This is a genomic window from Burkholderia sp. KCJ3K979 (assembly GCF_016759955.1).
GTDB classification, from domain to species: domain Bacteria; phylum Pseudomonadota; class Gammaproteobacteria; order Burkholderiales; family Burkholderiaceae; genus Burkholderia; species Burkholderia orbicola.
The window spans coordinates 17519-39414 of record NZ_JACFYV010000048.1 but is presented as its reverse complement, the minus strand read 5'-3'; the positions used below and the strand labels follow the sequence as shown (position 1 = coordinate 39414).

Genomic DNA, 21896 nt, shown 5'->3' with positions numbered 1-21896 from the left:
CGTCCTCGCGGCGGATCAGGCGCGGGCCTTTCTCGACGATCGTGACCTGCGAGCCGAAGCGGCGGTACATCTGACCGAATTCGAGCCCGACATAGCTGCCGCCGACGATCACCAGATGATCGGGCAGGAAGTCGACGTCCATCATCGTCGAGTTGGTCAGGTACGGCACCGAGTCGAGGCCCGGCATCGCGGGCACCTGCGCGCGTCCGCCGACGTTGATGAAGATGCGCTCGGCTTCGAGCACGTCATCGCCCACGCGCACCGCGTTCGCGCGTTCGAACCGGGCGTGACCCTGAAAGACGGTGGTGTTGTCGAGGCCGCGCACCCATTGCTCGACGCCGTGGTTCGAGCGGCCGGAAATCTGGTCCTTGCGCGCCTTCACGGCTTTCATGTCGACGGTGACTGGACCGCCGACCGACACGCCGTATTCGCTGGCGCGCCGTGCAAGCTGCGCGGCGTACGCGCTCGCGATCAGCGTCTTGGTGGGGATGCAGCCGGTGTTCACGCAGGTGCCGCCGAAGCGGCCGCGCTCGATGATCGCGACTTTCATGCCGGCGCCGGCGAGCCGCGCGGCGAGCGGCGGCCCGGCCTGGCCGGTGCCGATGACGATTGCATCGAAGTGTTGCGTCATGACGTCCTCCTGTGCGGGGGCAACGAGGAAAGGGGCAGGCGCAAGCCGCATACCGTGCCGGCGGTCGCGCGGGCGACGAGCGCCTATGGTAGACCTGTTGGCCGGGTGCCGCGAGCGGGGGGTGGCGCGGCGCGTCGCGTTGAAAAACGGCACCACCGCGCGGGCGTGGCGGCGCGCAGCCTTCAGTCCTTGCGTTTCCACTGCCCGAACGACACTGGCCGGTGCGCTTCGGCGCGCGTGACGGTGACGTGGTCGGGCTGGTCGTCGAGCGGAAACGATTCGGTGACGATCTGGTTCGAAAAGAGCCAGCCGTGCGTGCGCGGGTCGTAGCGGAACGTGATGTAGTCGGTCCAGTGCTGCCCGCACGCGACGAAGTTCTGCACGGTGAAATAGCGACCCTTCACCGACAAGCCGTTGTCGGCCGCATCTTCAGGATCGAACGGATCGCACTGGCCGCCTTCGTTCGCGCGCAGCACGACCTGGTCGTTGCGGGCGGCGAGTCGATACGTGTGGTCTGCCTGTTCCTCGTAGATCAGCAGCGGGCGCGGCGATGGTTGGTCGCGCGTGTCGACCGCGCGGTGCACGACGACGAGAAAGCTGTGCCACCCGTTGTCGAGATCGGGCCCGGCCTGCGTGAGCAGCGGCTGGTAGCCGGGCGGCAGTTGCGCGGCGATCGACTTCGGCAGGGTGTCGGCGCGGACGCTGAGCGGGAATGCGGCAAGCAGCGGGAGCAGCAGGGCGGAAAGGCGAAGAGCGCGCATGGCGGGCGGTCCGGTCGAAAGGAGAAAAAGGGGGATGAGCCGCGCGACGTTACAGATCGCGCCCGAGAAAGTCCGTGCCCGGCACCGGATTGAACGCGACGGGCGGCGCGGGCGTGAAGCCGAGCGACGCATACAGTTGCCGGGCGGCGACGAACTCGGGCAGCACGTCGAGGCACATGCGCGCGTAACCGGCCGCCTTCGCGTCGCGCAGCAGCTGCCCGCGCGGCGCCGCGTATTTGCCGGGCAGCGCGGCGATTTCCGGCTCGTAGTCCTGGAAAGCGAGGCTGACGGTCGGGCTCGCGACGTACTCGCGAAAGATCGCTTCGACGGCGGCGGCATCGTCGGGAAAGCGGGCGGCGCGGATCGCGATCATGGGGCGGCGCGAGATGACAGGAAAGAGGGCCAGCATAGCAGCGCACGGCCGCTTTCGGCCATGCGCGAAGCGTGCCAGAATCAGCGGCTCGACCGTCGGAAACGACACGCAGGCGCCGGCGCAGCGGCGTCGCTGACCAAGGAGACTTCGATGACCGCATCGGCTGCCGTACTCGCCATCCTCGCTGCGCTGTTTCTCGGCGCGATGATTCCGGGCCCGAGCTTCGTGCTGGTGGCCCGCAACTCGATCGGGCTGTCGCGCCGCGACGGGCTGGCCACCGCGCTCGGCATGGGCATCGGCGGCATCGTGTTCGGCGGCGTCGCGCTGGCGGGGCTTTACACGCTGCTGCAGGCGGTCGAATGGCTGTATGTGGGGCTCAAGGTCGCGGGCGGCGCTTACCTGATCTACATGGCGTCGAAGATCTGGCGCGGCGCCGACCGGCCGATCGCGATGGACGATCCGCAGGCGATGGCCGGCGGCAGCGCGCGCAAGTCGTTCTGGACCGGCCTCACGACCCAGCTCAGCAACCCGAAGACGGCGATCTGGTACGGCAGCATCTTCGCGGCGCTGCTCCCGCAGCACCCGCCGCTGTGGTGCTATCTCGCGCTGCCGCCGCTCGTGTTCGCGGTCGAATTCGGCTGGTACACGCTCGTCGCGCTGTGCTTCTCGACGCGCGGGCCGCGCGAACTTTACCTGCGCGCGAAGAAGTGGGTCGACCGCATCGCGGCTGGCGCGATCACGCTGCTCGGGCTGCGGCTGATCCTGAATGCGCCGAAAGCGGGGATCTGAGCGCTTCTCTTTCTCTATCAGCACGTGGCGGCCGGCCGTGGCCGTCGCCGGTTAGCGGCAGGCACCGCCCGCGCCGCTCGCCCGAGCGCGCGTCGGCGTCCCGAATTCCAGGATTACCGGTTCATCGTCAGGCCATGGTCAGGCGCGGCTTGCGGAATGCCCGCACCCCGTCGTGGCGGCTCGGCCCCTTCATCGTTCACGCCGGGTCGGCACTGCAAACGCACAACGCATGGATTCCCGATGGCGCGGCCGCTCGCCAGCCGCCGCCTCCCATGTTTCCCGCTCGTCACCACCGTCCGCCGAGCCTTGCCCGACGGGCCTTCGCGTGTATCGCGCGGCACGCCGAACCGCGCCGCTTCCCCGATTCTGGCGGCCGACCGCCCGACGACGTGTAAACTGCTGCCTTTTTTGACGGTTTGCAGCATGGTGCAAGCATCTCCGCGCCCGGCGTTGAGCGGTCCGACGCTCGTCCGGCTGCTCGCGCGCCTGGCCGATGCCGACGTCGCGGAATCCCGGCAGACGCTGTCCGACCGGCTGAGCCAGTGGCTCGGCTGGACCGACGCGATCACGCTGTCGTCCGCGTTGAATGCGAGCCCGCCGGGTGTCGCGGCTGGCGTGCGCGGCTACGACGCCGAGCGCGACTGCGCGCGCGTGCGCCACGACCTCGCGCAGGCGATCACGGCCACCCAGCGGCCGCGCGCGCGGCGCCGGCCGGGCGACCTGCCGCCGCCGGCCGCCGACACGGCCGATTTCGCGGACTTCCGCCAGCGGTATCTGACCCTCCAGCAGGACATGGAAACGGCGATCGGCCAGTTGCGCGGCCGCCTGCGGGTCGCGCTCGCCGCGCGCTCGTCCGGGATGGCGCGGCTCGCGACGCTCGACACGATCATGGAGCGCGTGCTCGGCGCGCGCGAGCGCAGCCTGCTGTCGGCCATACCCGCGCTGCTCGGCACGCGCTTCGCGCGGCTGCGCGAAGCGGAGCGGCAGGCGCTGGCCGAAGCCGAAGCCGCGGCCGCCGCTGCGCCCGACGCCGACGCATCCGCTTCGGCCGATGAGGGCACGGCGGCCGACACCCCGACCGTCGCGGCGATCGTGCCCGGCGCATGGCTCGATACGTTTCGCGACGAGATGCACAGCCTCCTGCTTGCCGAACTCGAAGTCCGGTTTCAAACGGTAGACGGGCTGCTCGCGGCCCTTCGCACCTGCTAATCAACACGCTATGTCCAGAATTCGCCTTGATCTCGTTGTCTTCGTCGCCGGTCTGCTCGCAGTGGGCTGGATCTGTGCCGGCTATGTCGCGTCGAACCCGCTGGCGGCGGCCGTCACGCTGCTGATCGGCGCGTGCTACGTCGCCGGCGCATGGGAGCTGCTGCGCTACCGGCAGGCGACCGCCACGCTGTCGCACGCGGTCGCCGGCCTGACCGAGCCGCCCGCGACGCTCGACCCGTGGCTCGACACGCTGCATCCGGGCCTGCGCGGCGCGGTGCGCGCCCGTGTCGAAGGCGCGCGCGTCGCGCTGCCGGGCCCGGCGCTCACGCCTTACCTCGTCGGCCTGCTGGTGCTGCTCGGCATGCTCGGCACGCTGCTCGGGATGGTTGTCACGCTGAAGGGCACGGGCGCCGCGCTCGAGAGCGCGACCGATCTCGATGCGATCCGCGCGTCGCTGATCGCGCCGGTGAAGGGGCTCGGGTTCGCGTTCGGCACGTCGATTGCCGGTGTGGCGACGTCCGCGATGCTCGGGCTGCTGTCCGCGCTCGTGCGCCGCGAGCGGATCGACGCGGCCCAGCAGCTCGACGCGAAGATCGCGACGACGCTGCGCGTGCATTCGTCCGCGCATCAGCGCGACGAATCGTTCCGGCTGCTGCAGCGCCAGGCCGACGTGATGCCGGCGCTGGTCGACCGGTTGCAGACGATGATGACGACGCTCGAGGCGCGCAGCGTCGCGTTGCACGATCGTCAGATCGAAAGCCAGCAGGCATTTTTCGACCGGACCGAGCGGGCGTACGCAGGCCTGGCGTCGAACGTCGGCGACGCGCTGAAGGAAAGCGCCGCCGAAAGTGCGCGCGTGGCCGGCGCCGCGCTGCAGCCGGTCGTCGCCGCGACGATGACGGGGCTCGCGCAGGAGATGGCCGCGCTGCGCGATACCGTGACGGGCGCGGTGCAGCGTCAGCTCGACGGGCTGACGGACGGCTTCGAGAAGACCACAGGCAACGTGACGGCCGTATGGAACCGGGCGCTCGACGAACAGCGCCGCGCGGGCGACGCGGTCGCGCAGCAGTTGCAGACGACGCTCGGCCAGTTCACCGACACGTTCGCGCAGCGTTCGTCGGATCTGCTCGACGGCGTCGCGACGCGCCTCGAGTCGACCGAAGGCCGCCTGTCGGACGCATGGCGCGAGGCGCTGGCGCGCCAGGAGCAGGTCGGCGAGACGCTGGCCGGCCAGCATGCACGCGCGCTGGGCGAAGCCGCCGCGACGTTCGAACGCCATTCGGCCGCGACGCTCGCCGCGATGCACGAGTCGCACGCGGGTTTGCAGACGCAACTGGCGGCGCGTGATGAAGAACGTCTCGCTGCATGGAACGACTCGCTGGCCGCGATGGCCGCGAAGCTTGGTGAAGAATGGCAGCGTGCGGGCGCGCATAGCGCGGGCCGTCAGCAGGAAATCTGCGACGCATTGGCGCAAACGACGCGTGACCTCGCCGCACAGGCATCGACGTTCGAACAACGCTCGAACGATCTGCTGTCGACGATCCGCGAGTCGCACACCGGTCTGCAATCGCAACTGGCAGCGCGCGACGAAGAACGTTTGTCCGCATGGAACGATTCGCTGGCCGCGATGGCCACGAAGCTCGGCGACGAGTGGCAGCGCGCAGGCGTGCATAGCGCGGGCCGTCAGCAGGAAATCTGCGACGCACTCGCACAAACGACGCGCGACCTCGCCGCACAGGCTTCGACGTTCGAACAACGCTCGAACGATCTGTTGTCGACGATTCGCGATTCGCACACGGGCCTCCAATCGCAACTCGCTGCACGCGACGAAGAACGTTTGTCTGCATGGAACGAATCGCTGGCCGCGATGGCCACGAAGCTCGGCGAAGAATGGCAGCGCGCGGGCGTGCACAGCGCCGGCCGTCAGCAGGAAATCTGCGACGCGCTCGCGCAAACGACGCGCGATCTCGCCGCCCAGGCGTCGACGTTCGAACAACGCTCGAACGATCTGCTGTCGACGATTCGCGATTCGCACACGGGCCTCCAATCGCAACTCGCTGCACGCGACGAAGAACGTTTGTCTGCATGGAACGAATCGCTGGCCGCGATGGCCACGAAGCTCGGCGAAGAATGGCAGCGCGCGGGCGTGCACAGCGCGGGCCGTCAGCAGGAAATCTGCGACGCGCTTGCGCAAACGACGCGCGATCTCGCCGCACAAGCGTCGACGTTCGAACAACGCTCGAACGATCTGCTGTCGACGATCCGCGAATCGCATGCGGGCCTCCAGTCGCAACTCGCCGCCCGCGACGAAGCTCGCCTGTCCGCCTGGAACGATTCGCTCGCCGCGATGGCCGCCGCGCTGCGCGACGAATGGGCGCAGACGAGCGCACAGGCCGCGGCGCGCCAGCAGGACATCTGCGACACGCTGACCCGCACCGCGAACGACATCACCGCGCAGGCACAGGTGCACGCAAGCGACACGATCAACGAAATCGCGCGTCTCGTGCAGGCCGCGTCGGAAGCGCCGAAAGCCGCGGCCGACGTCGTCGCCGAGCTGCGCCAGCGCCTGTCCGACAGCATGGTGCGCGACACCGCGACGCTCGAGGAGCGCAGCCGCCTGCTCGCGACGCTGGAAACGCTGCTCGGCGCGGTCAACCACGCGTCGACCGAACAGCGCGCCGCGATCGACGCGCTCGTCAGCACGTCGGCCGATCTGCTCGACCGCGTCGGCGCGCGCTTCAACGACACCGTCGATGCCGAAACGCGCAAGCTCGATTCGGTGGCTGCGCAGGTCACGGCGGGGGCCGTCGAAGTGGCGAGCCTCGGCGATGCGTTCGGGACGGCCGTGCAGGTGTTCGGCGAATCGAACGACAAGCTGCTGACCCATCTGCAGCGCATCGAGGCCGCGCTCGAGAAATCGCTCGCGCGCAGCGACGAACAGCTCGAGTACTACGTCGCGCAGGCGCGCGAGGTGATCGACCTGAGCGTGATGTCGCAGAAGCAGATCGTCGAGGACCTGCAACAGCTCGCCGGCCGGCGGGCGAGCGTCGGAGCGTAACGCATGCACGACGAAATCGACGGCGGCGCGCCATCGGCGCCGGTGTGGCCCGCATTCGCCGACCTGATGTCGGTGCTGCTCGGCGCGTTCGTGCTGATCCTGGTCGGCGTGATCGGCATGCAGCTCCAGCTCACGTCCAAGCTCGAGGAAGCGGTGCGCGCGCGCCAGCTTGAAGCGCAGCAGCGCAAGTCGCTCGAACAGGCGCTCGCCGGGCCGCTCGCGGCCGGCCGCGTGACGCTCGTGAACGGGCGCATCGGCATCAGCGGCAACGTGCTGTTCGCGCTGAACTCCGATCAGTTGCAGCCCGCGGGCCGTGACCTGCTGAAGACGCTGGCCGGCCCGCTCGCCACCTACCTGAAGACGCGCGACGAGATCCTGATGATCAGCGGCTTCGCGGACGACCAGCAGGTGCACGCGGGCAACCGCCTGTTCGCGGACAACTGGGAACTGTCGGCCAAGCGCGCGTTGACCGTGACGCGCGCGATGATCGATGCCGGTGTGCCGGCGTCGTCGGTGTTCGCGGCCGCGTTCGGTTCCGAACAGCCGGTCAGTTCGAATGCGGACGATGAAGGCCGCGCGAAGAACCGTCGCGTGGAAATCGCGCCGGTGCCGCGCAAGTCGGCGTCGAACGGAGGAAAGGCAAGGTGACGGGCGGCGCAACGCAGGTTCGCGCGATGCTCGACGCATGGCGCGAGCAGGGCGCCGACCGGCTCGATCCGGTAGGTTTTCATCGGATCGATGCGCTCGAACGGCGCGCGGCCGCGCTCGACGGCGCCGCGCGCGCGTTGCTCGACGCGCGGCTGGCGACGTTGATCGACGGGTTTGCGAAGCGCGTCGCGCGCGCCGACGATGACGCCGAAGTCACGCGTGAGACGGTGCAAGCCGCGACGAGCGTGCCCGCGCGCGGCGCGCTTGCCGCGCTCGTCGAAGGCTTCGCGCGTGATGCGCAGGCCGACCGGCGCGGGCTCGATCCCGAACTGATCGACTACTTCCGCACGATGTGGTCGAAAGTCCGCACGGAACAGCAATACCGCCAGTCGCTCGACCAGGTGCCGCGCAACGCGGGGCCGCTCAATTCGAACAGCCTCGTGCACCGCTCGCTCGCGACGATGCGCGAGCTGTCGCCGGAATACCTGCAGCAGTTCCTGTCGTACGTCGATGCGCTCGCGTGGCTCGAGGATCTCGCCGGCGGCGGTGCGCAGCCCGAGAAGGAAGCGCCGCGTGCAAAGGCGGCCAAACCGGCGAGAAAGACGACGCGCGCGAAGGCGCGATAACCCCACGCCGCACCTTCGGGCGTGTGGGCTACCTAGCTGCCTGACGCCGACGTTTCGATCGCCGTGCGCAGCGCGTGCAATGCATCGACGAGCGCCGACGCGAAAGGCGGATGCGCGGCGATGCCCGCCGCATCGAGCCGGCTTCCGAGGATCGGCAACGCGATCGAGGCGGGCTCGACGATGCGCGCCGACATCACCGACAGCGTTTCCCGCAGCGCCGCGTCCGCATGCGTCGCGCGCGGCGACGCGTTCAATACCGCGACCGGTTTGTACACGACGGCCTCGCATCCCACGACCCAGTCCAGCGCGTTCTTCATCACGCCCGTTACGCCGTGCGCGTATTCCGGGCTGGCGATCAGCACGCCGTCGGCCGCGTTCAGGCGGTCGATCAGGTCGCGCACCGCGGCGGGCGTCGGGTATTCGGCATCGGGATTGAACAACGGGAATTCGCCGAGACGATCGAAGCGGGCGATGCGCATGCCGCGCGGGGCAACGCGTGCGGCTGCATCGAGCAGCGCCGCGTTGTACGACTGCGCGCGCAAGCTGCCGCATAGCGCGACGATGTCGAGGGAGCGCTCGGAATCGGTTCGGGTTTCGTTGGCCATCGCGGAACGGGTGGGTAGGTGGCTCGCGCGGCGGCGGCGCGCGGCTCCGGCGAATTATCGCATCGGTGCGTGAGCCACATGAGTCACGTGAGCCGTATGAGCGACGGGCCGCGCGTGGCCGACGCTCCGCACGGAATGTCGTTCGTGTTCGCCGCGCCGCACGTTCACGTTCGCATATTCGGCGGCATCGACGCCGGTCATCCCGGTAGCTTGTGCCAGTTCACCGAGGGTCCATCCGTTGCCGAGCAACAACCGCCGCGTATGCAGCGCGCCGTGCACGTCGTCGGCCACGGCTTCGCCGAGATAGCGCAGCGCGCGGCCCTCGACATCGACGAAGCCATGCCGGTAATCGTGCGCGAGCGCGGTCCACAGCCGCGCGGCGCCGACTGACTGGCGTGCGCCGCTGATCAGGCACAGGCCCGCGTCGAGCCCCCATCGATACAGCGTCGTCGCGAGCCCCTTGCGTTGCGCCGAGCCGCGCAGCCGCGTGTGCGGCGCGCGCAGGTAGCGGTCGGCGCGGCGCGGCAGTTCGGGCAGGCGGTTGAACACCGTGTAGCCGGCGAGCTGGCGCGCGGCTGGATCTTCGACGTACAGGAAGTATTCGCCGTCCGCCTCGCGGTGGCGGACGATCAGGCCCGAGCGGCCGAGCGCGATGACTGGCAGGCCGTGCAGGCGATGGCCCGGCTGGTGGAGACGTTCATACAGGGTGTCGAGTTCGTCGTCGATGTCGTGCTGGGAATGCTGTACGTCGATACGCATGGCAAAAGGCGCCCGTCTCGGGCGCATCGAGAAAGGGATTCATGGCAACGGGGAAACGGAAATGGAAGCGGCCCCCGGGCTCGGCGAAGCGAGCCGGGGCCGCGAATCAGCTGGGGATGTGCTGGAAACCGGCGGCGATCGCGGCGAGGCCCGCGATGCAGAGTGCGAACAGGATCAGGACTTTGTGGATCACGCCTCTTTCCTCATGAATGCGCGGCGCCGGCGGGCGGCATCGCGGAGACGGTGAGCGGCGGGCACGGCCCGCACGGCCGTCGTGCGGGACGACGGTCGGGTGTCCGGCGACGGATCGTACGCGGACGGCCAGCACCATACGCGACGCACCGGGGGCGGGCAATCGGACTGGCGGAGAAAAGCGACGAAAAGCGGAGAATCGCGGTGTTTCGCGACAATTGGCCGCATGAGGGGGCTGTGGACACGCCATGATTCGCCACGAAGTCCGCGGTTGATCGCGTAGCGGTTTCCGGCAGCACCCCCCATTCATGCCGCGAGATCGCATACACTTCACCGCGAACGAACCCCACAAGGATCTGACCATGGGAGCGGGCCCGTCCACGGATCGCTGAGCCGCAACAACGTGCTTCACCCGGTTGTTGCGGCGATCTCCTCTCGTCGATGACTCAGCAGGCAGATTGCCGCCGGATTTCCCTTTTTCCGAGCGGATGCTTCGTCATGCCTGATCAAACCCGAACCACGCCCGCATGGGCTTACTCGCTGCCGTCGGCCCTGCTGCTGATGGCCCCTTTCGATCTCCTCGCGTCGCTGGCGATGGACGTGTATCTGCCGGTGGTTCCGGAGATGCCGTCGGCGCTGCACACGTCGCCCGCCATGGTGCAACTGACGCTGAGCGTCTACATGGTCGTCCTCGGCCTGGGCCAGTTGATGTTCGGCCCGCTGTCGGACCGGCTCGGACGTCGACCCGTGCTCCTGGGCGGTGCGCTACTGTTCTCGGTGGCTTCGCTGGCGCTTGCAATGGCGGGCAGCGGCGGCGTGTTCGTCGCATTGCGCCTGCTGCAGGCGTTGGGCGCGTCCGCAGCGCTCGTGGCGACCTTTGCAACGGTGCGCGACGTGTATGCCGACCGTCCGGAAGGCAGTACCCTCTACAGCCAGTTCGGGGCGATCCTCGCGTTCGTCCCGGCGCTCGGGCCGATGCTCGGCGCAGGCATTGCGCACGGTTTCGGATGGCGCGCGATCTTCATGACCCTCGGCGGCGCCGGATGTCTGGCGTTTTACCGCGCGTTGTCGCGTTGGCACGAAACACGGCAGCAGGCCGGCGGCAAGCCGCGGCAATCCGCCGTATCGATCCTGCGCAGTCCTTCTTTCCTCGTCTATTCGCTCGGTTTCGGCACGTCCATGGGCGCTTTTTTCGTGTTCTTTTCGATTGCGCCGCGTGTGCTGGTCGGACAGGCCGGCTATTCGCGCACCGAATTCAGCGTGGCGTTTGCCACCGTCGCGATCGTGATGATCGTTGCCGCGCGCTTTGCGCGATGGTTCGTGTCGAACTGGGGGATTCCGGGCTGTTTCGTGCGCGGCGCCGGTGTCATGATGGCCGGCGCAACCGCGCTGGCGGCGTGCACGGTCCTGATGGCGCCGTCATTCGTCTCGTTCGTGATGCCGATGTGGATCGTCGCGATCGGCATCGTGCTGATGTCGTCGGTGACGGCGAACGGCGCGCTTCGGGATTTCGACGACGCGGCGGGGACGGCGGTCGCGTTGTATTACTGCGTGCAGAGCCTGATCGTCGGCGGGGCCTGCACGTTCGTGACGCTGGTGCTGCCCGGCGATACGCCGTGGCCGCTGGCGGCGTTTTGTTTCGTCGCGCCGACGGCATGCGTCCTCGCGCTCGCCGCATTGAAGCGTACGCGCGGATGAACGCGAATGTGCGCGTTCCCGGCCGGGTCGATGCATCGGCAGCCCGGCCGGGAAGCGGCGCGTCACACCGCCTGCCGCCCACCAAACGCCTGCCTGATCCGCGCGAACAACCCGTGCTGCGCGATCCATTCGGCATACGCGCGATAGTCGGGATCGCGCATCAGGTGACGCTCTTCCGTTTTCGCGCGCGTGTAGTAGATCAGGTTGACGGCGACGAGCCCGGCGCAGTGCATGAGCCCGAGTTGCCAGCCGAGCGGCTCGACGAACGGCACCGACACCATCCAGTACGACAGGTTCTTCGTGATGTAGGCCGGATGCTTCGTGAAGCGGTACGGGCCGGACGTGATGATCCCGCGGTTGGTGAGGTTCGAGAACCGCAGCCCGAACGAGATCGTGCACAGCGCGTAGGTCAACAGCAGCAGGATGATCACCGTGCCCCAGATCACGCGCAGCGTCGGCGCCGACAGCAGCCAGTTGTCCCAGAACATCGAGCCTTCGTAGCGGATGTAGTTGTTCGAGATCAGCGACCAGAACGGCTGGTAGCAGATCAGCGCGGCGACCCAGCCGAGCGTCGTCGGCTCGACGGTACGCACGTGGCTGTCGAGGATGCGGAACGTGCACAGGTAGCCGACGGTGCCGAACATCAGGTCCATCGTGAACGACAGGTCGTACATGAACACGAAGGTCGCGATCGTCATCGGCGCGTGCATCGCGTTCGCGAGCGACGCACTCAGGTGATCGGCGTCCTTCGACAGATAGACGGTCATCAGCGGCAGGAAGAACGCCTTCACGCCCCAGCCGGCCAGCATCTCGCGCACCGGCTTCCAGCTCGCGGGCTGCTCGCGGCGAAACAGGAAGCGGCCCCACAGCAGGTACGCGTCGTCGGTCTCGCGCTGATGGCGGTCCATCCACGCGAAGTAGAACGGCGCGGCGACGATCACGTACGGCGCGAGCGAGCGCAGCAGCGACCAGAACGGCAGGTAGAACGCGCCGTGGTATTCGGGCAGCAGCCAGTAGATCGCGCCGATGCCCGCGTAGATCGACGTCAGCGCGCCGAGCCGCGTCGCGACGCGCGCGATGCCGAGCGGCCGGACGGCCTGCCGTGACAGCCCCGCGCTCGGGCGCAGGTAGACGCGCGAGATGAAGAGTTCGTGCAGCGCGATCGTGCCGATGATCGCGAGACTCGCGATGACCGCGCGCGTGGCCGCGTCGAGCGCCGGGTGATCGCGCGTGATCCACAGCGCGAAGAGTCCGGCCGTGATGCCGAGCAGGCCGGCGCGGAATGGCGTGGCGGAACGGGGTGGGCGGTCCGGGGCAGCGACGATGCCGTCGAGCGTGGAGTTCATGATCGGATCCTCGTAGGGATGAGGGCCGGCGCCCCCGCTTGGCGGGTGACGCCGGCCGTCGGCCGGGCTTTGTATGGATGCGCGCCCGGCCATTGGCCTGTCGTTCTGATACGTGATGCGCTACCGCTTACTTCTTGGTGCCGGCGCCCAGCAGACCGCCGAGCAGGTTGGTCACCGGCGACAGCAGGTTGCCGGTGCCGCCCGCGGTGGCGCCGCCCGTGCTGCCGGTCAGGCCGGTCACCACGGAGCCGCTGCCGCCCGGCGTCGTCACGGTGCCTGCTGCGCCGCCGGGGCTGACCGTGCCGGTGGCGCCGGCCGAGCCGGCCGGCGTGCCCAGCGCACCCGTGAGCGTGCCGACCGGGCCGCTCGTCAGCACCCCGCCGAGCGTGCCGGACAGGTTGCCGCCCGGCGTCGTGACGGTGCCGGTGAGGCTCGCGCCGAGCGGCGTCAGCGCGTTGACGAGATTGGTGACCGGCGCCAGCAGGCCGCCGAGGCCTGCGCCACCCGTACCGCTGGTGCCGCCGGTCCCGCTCGTTCCGCCCGTGCCGCTGGTGCCGCTCGAACCGATGCCGCCGAGTGCGCCCGTCACCGTCCCGAGCAGGCCGGTGATCGGCGCGAGCGGGCCGCCGCTGCTGGTGCCGCTGGTGCCGCCCGAACCGCTCGAGCTGCTGCCGCCGAGGCCGCCCGTCAACGTGCCCAGCAGGCCCGTGATCGGCGCGAGCGGATTGCTGCCGCCCGTGCCGCTGCTGGAGCTGCCCGCGTTGTTGTCGTGGACGAGGCCGCCCGTCGACGTCACCGTGTTGCCGAGCTGCGTCACGACGCCGCCGAGGCCCGCGCCGACCGGGTTGTCGGTCGCGCCGCCGACCTTCGTGCCCGCGAGCCCGAGGCCGCTGCCGAGCGTGCTCAGCAGGCCGTTGAGTGGGGTGCCGAGCAGCGTCACGCCGCCGAGCATCTGCGTGGCGCCCGGCGTCGTGACGCCGCCGGTCAGCGTGTTCGTGATCGGGTTGATCACCTTGCCGAGCTGCGTTTCGAGCTGCTGGACCGGCGAGCTGTTCAGTGCCGTGTTCAGCGCCGATGCGGTCGAGTTGACCGCGGTGCCGACCGTGTTGACGAGGCTGCCGACCAGGGTGGTCGCGGGCGCGAGCGGCGACAGCGGACCGGTGCCGAGGCTCGTCACGGCATTGCCGAGGTTGTTGACCGCGCCGCCGGCGCCGGTCAGCAGGCCGGTGGTCGACGTGATCGTCGGCCCGAGCGGGTTCGCCGACACGCCGATCGAGCCCAGGCCGGCCGCGATGCCGTTGCCGAGCGATTGCACGCCGTTGCCGAGGCTGCCGACCGCGTTGCCGATGCTGGTGGCCGTCGTCGGGTTCGTGCCGGGAATCTGCACGCCGCCGATCTGACCGCCGCCGTTTACGACCGTGGTGCCGAGCGCCGTCACGAGGTTGCCGGATTTCTGGAGGACATTGCCGAGCGGGGTAACGCCGGTGCCGGAGGTGCCGGACGTACCCGAGGTACCGGACGTACCCGAGGTGCCGGAAGTACCGGAGGTGCCGGAGGTGCCGGAAGTACCGGAAGTACCGGAAGTACCGGAGGTGCCGGAAGTACCGGAGGTGCCGGAAGTACCGGAGGTGCCGGAAGTACCGGAGGTGCCGGAAGTACCCGAGGTGCCGGAAGTGCCCGAAGTGCCGGAGGTGCCGGAAGTACCCGAGGTGCCGGAAGTGCCCGAAGTGCCGGAGGTGCCCGAAGTGCCCGAAGTGCCGGAAGTACCCGAGGTGCCGGAGGTGCCGGAGGTGCCCGAAGTGCCCGAGGTACCGGAAGTGCCCGAGGTACCGGAAGTGCCCGACGTACCGGAAGTGCCCGAAGTGCCGGAGGTGCCCGACGTACCGGAGGTGCCCGACGTACCGGAAGTGCCCGAGGTACCGGAAGTGCCCGACGTACCGGAAGTACCCGACGTACCGGAAGTGCCCGAGGTGCCGGAAGTGCCCGAAGTACCGGAGGTGCCTGAGGTACCGGAAGTACCCGAGGTGCCGGAAGTGCCGGAAGTGCCCGAAGTACCGGAGGTGCCTGAGGTACCGGAAGTACCCGACGTGCCGGACGTACCCGACGTACCGGAAGTCCCCGACGACCCCGAAGTCCCCGAACTACCTCCGCCCGACGTCCCCGACGTCCCCGAAGTGCCGCTCGTCCCGGACGTGCTCGGCTTGATCGTCGGCGGGGTCGTCGGTCCATCGACCGAGCCGCAGCCGTACAGCGCGAGCAGTGACGAGACGGCCATCGTTACCGTCGTCTTCTTGAAGAGATTCTGCATGTTGGCCTCGACATTGGAAGTGTGTCCAGGCCTTCTCTGCAAATTCCGCGCCATGACAGGTTTCGCGAAACGGTGTCGCGATTTGTTGCGGAAATCGGAAATATCGATGCGATTTAAACGGAGGAATGGCGGTTTCGCGCGACAGGCGCGCGCGGTGCGCGAGCGTCGCGGCTGCGATGTTCCCGTAAGGCGCCGTAACGCGCGACGGGATGTTACGTAGCGTTCGACCGCCCGTTACGCGAACGACCACGAACCGAGGGCCGCATCTTTGACGAAACGCGCCGTCCCGCTGAACATGGTGCGACATCCCCCGGCCGCCGGCGGCGCGGCAGCGGCCACGACCAACCACCAGGACACCGACATGAGCGAACAGGACAGGGAATACGGCAAGGCGCGGCGGATCGACGTGATGGGCGAGGCGTTCGTCGAGCGCGCGATGCGCGACCTCGACGGCTTTTCGCGTCCGCTGCAGAACTGGCTGAACGAACATGCGTGGGGCAGCACGTGGCAGCGGGGCGGGATCGACCTGAAGACGCGCAGCCTGTGCACGTGCGCGATGCTGGCGGCGCTCGGCCGCGGCACGGAGCTGAAGGGGCATGTTCGCGGCGCGCTCAACAACGGCGCGAGCCTCGTCGAGATTCGCGAGGTATTGCTGCACAGCGCGCTGTACGCCGGGGCGCCGGCCGCGGTCGAGGCGTTTCGCAGCGCGCGCGAGGTGCTCTCGGATCTCGGGCTGTCGATACCCGACGACGAAGCCTGATTCCGTCGCGGCGCCGGCTGCCCGCCACGGAATCAGGCCCCGCTGCGTTGCCGCGACCTACGCGATGCGCACTGGCTGCGCGGCGACGTCGGCCGGCGCGGCGGCGACTTCGAGCAGCCAGTCGGCCGTCGCTTCGGGGATCGTGACCGGCAGCATGTGGCCGCCCTCGACGACCTTCAACCGCACGCGCGCCGATTTTTTCGCGAGCGCGTCGCCGTGCTCGCGCCAGTTCAGGATCGGATCGGCGCGGCCGTACAGCACATCGACCGGCAGCGCGAGTTCCGCATAGCGACGCTCCATCGCGGGCAGGTCGACGGGTGCCGACAGCAGGTCCGTCGCCGTCGCGTAGAACACGTGCGGACGCATCCCGAGCAGGCCGCCGCCCTTGACCGGGAAGTCGCGCGGCACGGCCTCCGGCGCGAACACCTGGCGCACGGCCTTGCGGCCGGTCAGGATCGTCAGCGGGATCGCGAAGGTCCACGACACGAAACGGCGCACGAGCGGCGACGGCAGCATCAGCGGCTTGAACGGCGCGGGCGGTTCGGTCTGCTCGTGCGACAGCGGCGCGATCAGCGCGAGCCGGCTCACGCGGTCCGCATGGTTGAGGCCGACCGCGAGCGCGATCGCGCCGCCGAGCGAGTGGCCGACCAGCACGGGCTTGTCGAGCTGCAACGCGTCGATGAACGCGGCGACCGTGCGGGCCTGCGCGAACACGTTCGCCTGCGAGGCCGCGCCGCGCAGCGAGCGGCCGGCGCCCGGGCGGTCGAGCAGGATCACGCGATGCTGCTGCGCGAGCCGCGTGAGCGGCAGGTATGCGAAATTGCGCCATTGCCCCGCGAGCCCGTGGACGAACACGATCGGCGGGCCGTTGCCGTATTCGACGTAGTGGATACGATCGCCGTCGATGTCGACGAAGCGGCCTTCGGGCGGAAACGCTCGCGTCACGCGACGGGCCACGTAAGCGGAAAACAGCGCGAGCGCGGCGAGCACCGCGACGACGCCGAGCAGTACGTTCTGGATCAGATGGAGCGTAGGAGTCATGTCGGCCTCAGCGGGTTTCGAGTGCGGGTTCGGCAGCCGGTGCGGTAGTGGCCGGGCCGGTTTGGGCGCGGCGTTCGAAGTGCATCGCGGAATCGGCGAGCGCGCTGAACTTCAGCGACGCGAGATCGAGCACGTAGTTCTGGTGGAATTTCCACGGCTTGCGGTGCCCCTGCTTCGGCAGGATGCCGGCCGCGCGCTGGATGTAGCCCGAGCTCAGGTTGACGGCCGGCACGTCGCCGAGATCGCCCGCGCCGAGCCGCGGTACGCACGTGTCGTATCCGTTCGCGCGCATGTGGTTGAGCAGCCGGCACACGTAGCGCGCGATCAGCTCGGCCTTCAGCGTCCACGACGCATTCGTGTAGCCGAACGACGATGCGAGGTTCGGCACGCCGCTGTACATCATCCCCTTGTACGACACCGTCTCCGGCAAATCGACCACGCGGCCGTCGACCGTCACGCGCGCGCCGCCGAGCATCTTCACCTTCAGCCCGGTCGCGGTGACGATCACGTCCGCGTCGAGCTGCTGGCCGCTCTTCAACTGGAGGCCGGTCGGCGTGAAGCGCTCGATTTCGTCGGTGACGATCGATGCGCGGCCCGCGCGGATCGCCTTGAACAGGTCGCCGTTCGGCACGAGGCACACGCGCTGGTCCCACGGCATGTAGCGCGGCGTCAGGTGCTTCGCGACGTCGAAGTCGGGGCCGAGCTGCTTGCTGGCCGCGCGGATGATGAATTTTTTCGTCTGGTCCGGCTTGCGGCGCGACACGTTGTACAGGTACATCGTCAGCAGCACGTTCTTCACGCGCACGAGCCGGTGCGCGAGCCGCGACGGCAGCACGCGGCGCAGCGCGTTCGCGATCTTGTCGCGCGCGGGCAGCGACACGATGTAGGTCGGCGAGCGCTGCAGCATCGTCACGTGCTGCGCGTCGGCCGCCATCGACGGCACGAGCGTGACGGCCGTCGCGCCGCTGCCGATCACGACCACGCGCCGGTTCGCGTACGACAGATCCTTCGGCCAGTGCTGCGGATGCACGAGCTGGCCCTCGAACGTGTCCATGCCGGCCCAGTCGGGCAGGTAGCCGGCGTCGTAGTCGTAGTAGCCGCTGCACATGAACAGGAAGCGGCAGGTGTAGACGAGCGCGTCGGTCGCGCCGTCTCGCGTGCGCTCGATGCGCACCGTCCAGCGCGCGCGGTTCGAATCCCAGTCGGCCGCGACGACCTTCTGGCCGTAGCGGATCGTCTTGTCGATGCCATAGGCGCGCGCGGTGTCGCGGATGTAGTCGAGGATCGTCTGGCCGTCGGAGATCGCCTTGTCGCTGTGCCACGGGCGGAAGCTGTAGCCGAGCGTGAACATGTCGGAATCCGAACGAACACCCGGATAGCGGAACAGGTCCCAGGTGCCGCCGATCGCGTCGCGCGCCTCGACGATCGCCACGCTCGCATGCGGGCAGCGCTGCTTCAGGTGATACGCTGCGCCGATGCCGGACAGGCCGGCGCCGACGATCAGCACGTCGAGGTCGCGGCTGTCGTGGTTATCGCCACTGTCGCGGCGGGTGTCGCGGGCGGGCGGCGCGTCGCGCCGGTCGGTCGTCGTCGAGGTCATGCGAGATCCTTGGTCGGCGTGGTGGGGTGCGTGGCCGGGGCGTGCGTGCGTTCGAGGTTGCGTGCGCGGGCGCGGCGCACGTGGCGCAGCATCAGCCACTGGTAACCGGCACCGAGTAGGCGCGCGATCCGGTCGAGCCGGCGCGCGTCGGCGCCGACGAGCACGCGGCGCGCATTGCGCTCGACGCCCGCGAGGATCTGTCGCGCGGCCTCGTCGGCCGTCGTCGCGTTGATCAGGCGGTTGGCCTGGCGACGATGCGTCGCTTCGTCCTGGCCCGTCAGCGCGTGGATGCTGGTATCGACGCGGCCCGCGTCGACGATGCTCGTCGCGACGCCGCCCGGATGCACGCAGGTCGCGCTCACCGGCGCGCCGTCGAGTTCGAGTTCCATCCGCAGCGCTTCGGTGAAGCCGCGCACCGCGAACTTGGTTGCGTTGTACGCGCTTTGTGTCGGCATCGCGACGAGCCCGAACAGGCTCGACGTGTTGACGACGTGGCCGTCGCCCGATGCGCGCAGATGCGGCAGGAACGCCTGCGTGCCATGCACGACGCCCCAGAAATTGATGCCGACGATCCATTCGAGATCGGCGAGGCGCGCGGTTTCGGCGCTGGCGGCCAGCGACACGCCCGCATTGTTGAAGATCAGGTTGACCTTGCCGTGCTCGGTGCGAACGAAATCGGCCCACGCGAACACCGCGTCGCGATCGGCGACGTCGAGCCGCCGCGTGCTCACGCGCACGCCGTGCTGCGCGCAGGCGGCCGCCGTGCCGGCGAGTCCGGCGTCGCTGACGTCGGCGAGCGCGACCTCGCAGCCGCGCCGCGCAAGCTCGACCGCGAGGCTGCGGCCCATGCCCGAACCGGCGCCCGTGATCGCGGCGACCTTGCCGGAAAACCCCTTCATTCGTCGTCCTCCCGTTCCGCTTGCGCTGCACCGGCGGCGCATCTATTGTGGTGTTGTTCGTCACCACTTTAGTTTTCGGGTGTCCTGATGTCAAATAGCGGAATGGAGAAAGCACTCGAAACGGAAAAAAGGGGCCGGGCGTATGGCGGTGTGGCGCCCGAGGTGCGGGCCGCCGAGCGGCGCGATGCGTTGATCCGCGCGGCGACGCGCGTGTTCGGTACGGTGGGTTTCCGCAAGGCGACGGTGCGGTCGATCTGCCAGGAAGCGAAGCTGAACGATCGCTATTTCTACGCGGCGTTCGACAGCACCGAGGATTTGCTGCGCTGCACCTACCTGCATCACGCGCAGCAGTTGCATGACGCGGTCGCGCAGGCGGTCGCCGCGCGCGGCGGCGAGCTGCGCGAGCGCGTCGACGCGGGGCTCGCCGCATTCTTCGCGTTTCTGCGCGACCCGTGCGCGGCGCGCGTGCTGCTGCTCGAGGTAATGGGCGTGAGCGCGGATACCGACATGACGTACCAGCGCATGCTGATCGACTTCGGCAAGCTGATCATGGCGATCGGCGCGCCGGGCGAGGCCGTCACGCCTGCCGAGCGCACCGAGCAGCGGCTGATCGGGCTCGCGCTGGTGGGCGCGATGACGAACGTCGGCGCGGCGTGGCTGCTGACCGACTATCGCGATCCGGAGGCGCAGATGATCGCGAGCTGCAGGAAGGTGCTGCTGGGGACGTTGGGAACGGGCAGGTAGCGGGCGCCGGAAACTGCGGCTCGGGCATGAATCCGTCGAAACAACTCAGGTATATTTGCACGCGCATCCAGCCATGAAAGAGGCGGCGTTTGCGAAAGTATCGCCACTTCACAACGGATAGTCAGTACGTTACCGCGCGCGGGGCGGATTGCTCGCGTTCGTCGATTCGCTTTGATTACCGTACCAAACGCGGGGAGCAGGTCGGTACAACGACAAACGGATCAAGGGCTCCCTGGGCTATCTCAGCCCATCGAGTGCCGTGAAAACGCAGCGACTGGAATAACACGAAAAGCGCTAGACGCGTTACAGAGAACATGCGATCCAAAATTCTTTCAATCGCTTGCCTGGTCGGTATCAGTATCACCGCGCACGCCCAAGTGGCATGTCCGTCAGGCTGGATTCCCTATAGCGCGACGTCTTGCGGCCCGGCCCCCCGCGCGCAGGCGGCACCTACACAGCAGGCGCCCACGTTCAGTTTGGCGACGACGTGGGGAGCGATCGCGACCGATGGTGTAAAGGGCGTACTCGGCACGGCCGTCGGCGGGGAAAGCGAGCGCGGAGCCGCGCGCACGGCGATGGCAGATTGCCAAGCCAAGGGCGGGGCTACCTGCAAAGTTCAGTTGACCTACTCCAACGGCTGCGGAGCCATGATCGTTGGAAGCAAAGGATTCAGTACGGCCGGTGCTGGCACCAGGGAAGAAGCCATACAGAAAGGCATGGCGATCTGCCAGACGGATGGCGATACCGCGTGCCGTCTCTATTACACCGATTGCAGCCTGCCAAAAAGCGCTCGCTAGCGGGCAGTTGTCGACCCGGAGCTGGCGCTCGGGCATACGCGGGAACCTCGAACATGAAGCACTTCAACACCGGCCTTCTCCTGTTGAGCGTTGCGACGTCGTTTGCATCGTCCGTTTCCGCGAGCGGCCATTTGCCGCCGGTGGAGATGCCGCCACAATCGTTCGCCAGTTTCGACGCATGCGTGGAGCATCTTCGTCAGTTGTACGCGCACGACCTGGTCGGCGCGAAGCAGGGGCCTCAACAGATCGAGGGCGGCGCGACGCGCGAGGCCGTTGTCGATTCCAGGGGCGTCGTAACCAACGAGCGCGATGAAGCGCATTACGACGCCGAATTGGGTTGGTCGATTCGCAAGCCCGGCGGTGATGCCGTCGGCAATCGCTGGATCCAGACGAACTACAACTTCAAGCGCTGGAGCTGGACCTGTCGGAGCGCTTCGTTGACCGGCACAATGGAAAGCGGCTTCACGTCACCGTCGGTCGAGCCGTTACGTTAGGGGAGGGCGCCGTGGTGGATGTGGAACGGTCCCGCTTCATTGCTGCGGTTGTCATGAGGGATCGATGGTCCCGCGATCCATTGCAATAGGGAGCGGGCTGACGTCATCGACCAGGGAGTGATCGTGAGAGCAAGGTATGTCGACTACAACGGCCGATATTTCGTATGCGTCAGTGTGGCAGTTTTTCTGATGGTGTCGTTCGGGTCGGTGATGACGGTGGTTGACATATCGAATCTGGTCCGCCGGCCGTCGGATGAACTGACGACGATGGCATTCTATTGGGGCTATCTGTTGCTTCCTGCGGTCTTGCTTTGGGCGATGCATTCCGCCGGGATGCTCGAGAAATCCCGCTTCGCCTTCTCGTTGATCGCTCTAACCCTGCTGTGTGCCTGCTTCGTCTGGAGCGCAGCCCATGAACGGAGCGCGTGGGTCTGGGTCGCGTATTGGCCAGCCTGTGTGGCTTGCCTGTTGCTCGCGATGTTGGCGCATTGGGTGCGCAGACGAACCAACAAAATCTGAGGCGGCGTCTGCTGACGATATCGGCGGAGCGCGTCGCCG

The 21896-nt window shown here is 68.3% G+C and carries 23 protein-coding genes; 12 read left to right on the top strand and 11 right to left on the bottom strand.

Features of this window, described 5'->3' with window-relative positions; all coding sequences use genetic code 11:
* From H3O04_RS13620 to H3O04_RS13610, 3 genes are all read right to left on the bottom strand, one after another.
* On the bottom strand, positions 1 to 631 hold a 631-nt coding region (locus H3O04_RS13620), incomplete at its 3' end, for an FAD-dependent oxidoreductase (RefSeq protein WP_202587886.1).
* A gap of 182 nt (positions 632 to 813) precedes the next feature.
* The gene (locus H3O04_RS13615; protein ID WP_202587885.1) at positions 814 to 1392 is read right to left on the bottom strand and encodes a hypothetical protein; all 579 of its coding nucleotides are present in this window, start codon (positions 1390 to 1392) and stop codon (positions 814 to 816) included.
* 49 nt (positions 1393 to 1441) lie between these two features.
* Positions 1442 to 1765: a GNAT family N-acetyltransferase gene (locus H3O04_RS13610; protein ID WP_202587884.1), complete on the bottom strand. Its 324-nt coding sequence runs from the start codon at positions 1763 to 1765 to the stop codon at positions 1442 to 1444.
* Positions 1766 to 1915: 150 nt separating this feature from the next.
* Here H3O04_RS13610 and H3O04_RS13605 point away from each other — a divergent pair, with 150 nt between their 5' ends.
* Positions 1916 to 2554, top strand: coding sequence for a LysE family translocator (locus H3O04_RS13605; RefSeq protein WP_202587883.1), 639 nt, complete (start codon positions 1916 to 1918; stop codon positions 2552 to 2554).
* A 113-nt stretch (positions 2555 to 2667) separates the two neighbouring features.
* Here the strand turns inward: H3O04_RS13605 and H3O04_RS13600 are convergent, their stop codons facing one another.
* Positions 2668 to 2979, bottom strand: coding sequence for a hypothetical protein (locus H3O04_RS13600; RefSeq protein WP_202587882.1), 312 nt, complete (start codon positions 2977 to 2979; stop codon positions 2668 to 2670).
* Here H3O04_RS13600 and H3O04_RS13595 point away from each other — a divergent pair.
* Genes H3O04_RS13595 through H3O04_RS13580 form a run of 4 tightly spaced genes read left to right on the top strand, consistent with a single transcriptional unit; the run spans position 2978 to position 8095 of the window.
* A complete protein-coding gene (locus H3O04_RS13595) occupies positions 2978 to 3763 on the top strand; it encodes a DUF3348 domain-containing protein (RefSeq protein ID WP_202587881.1) in 786 nt (261 codons plus the stop codon). The genes H3O04_RS13600 and H3O04_RS13595 overlap by 2 nt on opposite strands.
* Positions 3764 to 3773: 10 nt before the next feature.
* Positions 3774 to 6821 (top strand): DUF802 domain-containing protein, encoded by a 3048-nt coding sequence (locus H3O04_RS13590; protein ID WP_202587880.1) that lies wholly within the window; start codon positions 3774 to 3776, stop codon positions 6819 to 6821.
* A 3-nt stretch (positions 6822 to 6824) separates the two neighbouring features.
* On the top strand, positions 6825 to 7469 hold the full coding sequence (locus H3O04_RS13585) for an OmpA family protein (RefSeq protein WP_202587879.1): 645 nt from the start codon (positions 6825 to 6827) through the stop codon (positions 7467 to 7469).
* Positions 7466 to 8095 carry a DUF2894 domain-containing protein gene (locus H3O04_RS13580; RefSeq protein WP_202587878.1) on the top strand — a complete coding sequence of 210 codons (630 nt, stop codon included), beginning with the start codon at positions 7466 to 7468 and terminating at the stop codon, positions 8093 to 8095. Before H3O04_RS13585 ends, H3O04_RS13580 begins: the two co-directional genes overlap by 4 nt.
* 32 nt (positions 8096 to 8127) lie before the next feature.
* On the opposite strand, the gene H3O04_RS13575 is transcribed toward H3O04_RS13580, so the two are convergent.
* Both H3O04_RS13575 and H3O04_RS13570 read right to left on the bottom strand, forming a co-directional pair.
* A complete protein-coding gene (locus H3O04_RS13575) occupies positions 8128 to 8700 on the bottom strand; it encodes an NADPH-dependent FMN reductase (RefSeq protein WP_202587877.1) in 573 nt (190 codons plus the stop codon).
* Between the two features lie 54 nt (positions 8701 to 8754).
* Positions 8755 to 9459: a histone acetyltransferase gene (locus tag H3O04_RS13570; protein WP_202587876.1), complete on the bottom strand. Its 705-nt coding sequence runs from the start codon at positions 9457 to 9459 to the stop codon at positions 8755 to 8757.
* On the opposite strand from H3O04_RS13570, the gene H3O04_RS13565 reads away from it, so the two are divergent.
* Together H3O04_RS13565 and cml are read left to right on the top strand one after the other, a co-directional pair.
* Positions 9458 to 9706: a hypothetical protein gene (locus H3O04_RS13565; RefSeq protein ID WP_124591469.1), complete on the top strand. Its 249-nt coding sequence runs from the start codon at positions 9458 to 9460 to the stop codon at positions 9704 to 9706. The genes H3O04_RS13570 and H3O04_RS13565 overlap by 2 nt on opposite strands.
* 443 nt (positions 9707 to 10149) lie before the next feature.
* Positions 10150 to 11349 (top strand): CmlA/FloR family chloramphenicol efflux MFS transporter, encoded by a 1200-nt coding sequence (gene cml / locus H3O04_RS13560; RefSeq protein WP_202587875.1) that lies wholly within the window; start codon positions 10150 to 10152, stop codon positions 11347 to 11349.
* A 62-nt stretch (positions 11350 to 11411) separates the two neighbouring features.
* Here cml and H3O04_RS13555 read toward each other — a convergent pair whose 3' ends face one another.
* Positions 11412 to 12695, bottom strand: coding sequence for an isoprenylcysteine carboxylmethyltransferase family protein (locus tag H3O04_RS13555; RefSeq protein WP_012338610.1), 1284 nt, complete (start codon positions 12693 to 12695; stop codon positions 11412 to 11414).
* 127 nt (positions 12696 to 12822) lie between these two features.
* The gene (locus H3O04_RS13550; protein ID WP_202587874.1) at positions 12823 to 15003 is read right to left on the bottom strand and encodes a collagen-like triple helix repeat-containing protein; all 2181 of its coding nucleotides are present in this window, start codon (positions 15001 to 15003) and stop codon (positions 12823 to 12825) included.
* Positions 15004 to 15364: 361 nt separating this feature from the next.
* On the opposite strand from H3O04_RS13550, the gene H3O04_RS13545 reads away from it, so the two are divergent.
* The gene (locus tag H3O04_RS13545; protein ID WP_027805544.1) at positions 15365 to 15763 is read left to right on the top strand and encodes a carboxymuconolactone decarboxylase family protein; all 399 of its coding nucleotides are present in this window, start codon (positions 15365 to 15367) and stop codon (positions 15761 to 15763) included.
* A 57-nt stretch (positions 15764 to 15820) separates the two neighbouring features.
* Here the strand turns inward: H3O04_RS13545 and H3O04_RS13540 are convergent, their stop codons facing one another.
* The 3 genes from H3O04_RS13540 to H3O04_RS13530 are packed head-to-tail and all read right to left on the bottom strand — an operon-like array spanning position 15821 to position 19303.
* Positions 15821 to 16804, bottom strand: a complete 984-nt coding sequence (locus tag H3O04_RS13540; RefSeq protein ID WP_053524842.1) for an alpha/beta fold hydrolase — start codon at positions 16802 to 16804, stop codon at positions 15821 to 15823.
* A gap of 7 nt (positions 16805 to 16811) precedes the next feature.
* A complete protein-coding gene (locus H3O04_RS13535; RefSeq protein ID WP_202587873.1) occupies positions 16812 to 18404 on the bottom strand; it encodes a flavin-containing monooxygenase in 1593 nt (530 codons plus the stop codon).
* Positions 18401 to 19303 carry an SDR family NAD(P)-dependent oxidoreductase gene (locus tag H3O04_RS13530; RefSeq protein ID WP_202587872.1) on the bottom strand — a complete coding sequence of 301 codons (903 nt, stop codon included), beginning with the start codon at positions 19301 to 19303 and terminating at the stop codon, positions 18401 to 18403. The genes H3O04_RS13535 and H3O04_RS13530 overlap by 4 nt, the downstream gene beginning before the upstream one ends.
* 87 nt (positions 19304 to 19390) lie before the next feature.
* Between H3O04_RS13530 and H3O04_RS13525 the strand changes: the two genes are divergently transcribed.
* The 4 genes from H3O04_RS13525 to H3O04_RS13510 all read left to right on the top strand — a co-directional run bounded on the left by H3O04_RS13525 (position 19391) and on the right by H3O04_RS13510 (position 21857).
* The gene (locus tag H3O04_RS13525; RefSeq protein ID WP_006479640.1) at positions 19391 to 20047 is read left to right on the top strand and encodes a TetR/AcrR family transcriptional regulator; all 657 of its coding nucleotides are present in this window, start codon (positions 19391 to 19393) and stop codon (positions 20045 to 20047) included.
* Between the two features lie 314 nt (positions 20048 to 20361).
* Positions 20362 to 20844, top strand: a complete 483-nt coding sequence (locus H3O04_RS13520; RefSeq protein WP_080289683.1) for a DUF4189 domain-containing protein — start codon at positions 20362 to 20364, stop codon at positions 20842 to 20844.
* A 53-nt stretch (positions 20845 to 20897) separates the two neighbouring features.
* Entirely contained in the window at positions 20898 to 21338 is a 441-nt protein-coding gene (locus tag H3O04_RS13515) for a hypothetical protein (protein ID WP_202587871.1), read from the top strand.
* A 174-nt stretch (positions 21339 to 21512) separates the two neighbouring features.
* Complete coding sequence (locus H3O04_RS13510) at positions 21513 to 21857, top strand: hypothetical protein (protein WP_124547969.1); 345 nt, start codon at positions 21513 to 21515, stop codon at positions 21855 to 21857.
* The last annotated feature ends 39 nt before the right edge of the window (positions 21858 to 21896 follow it).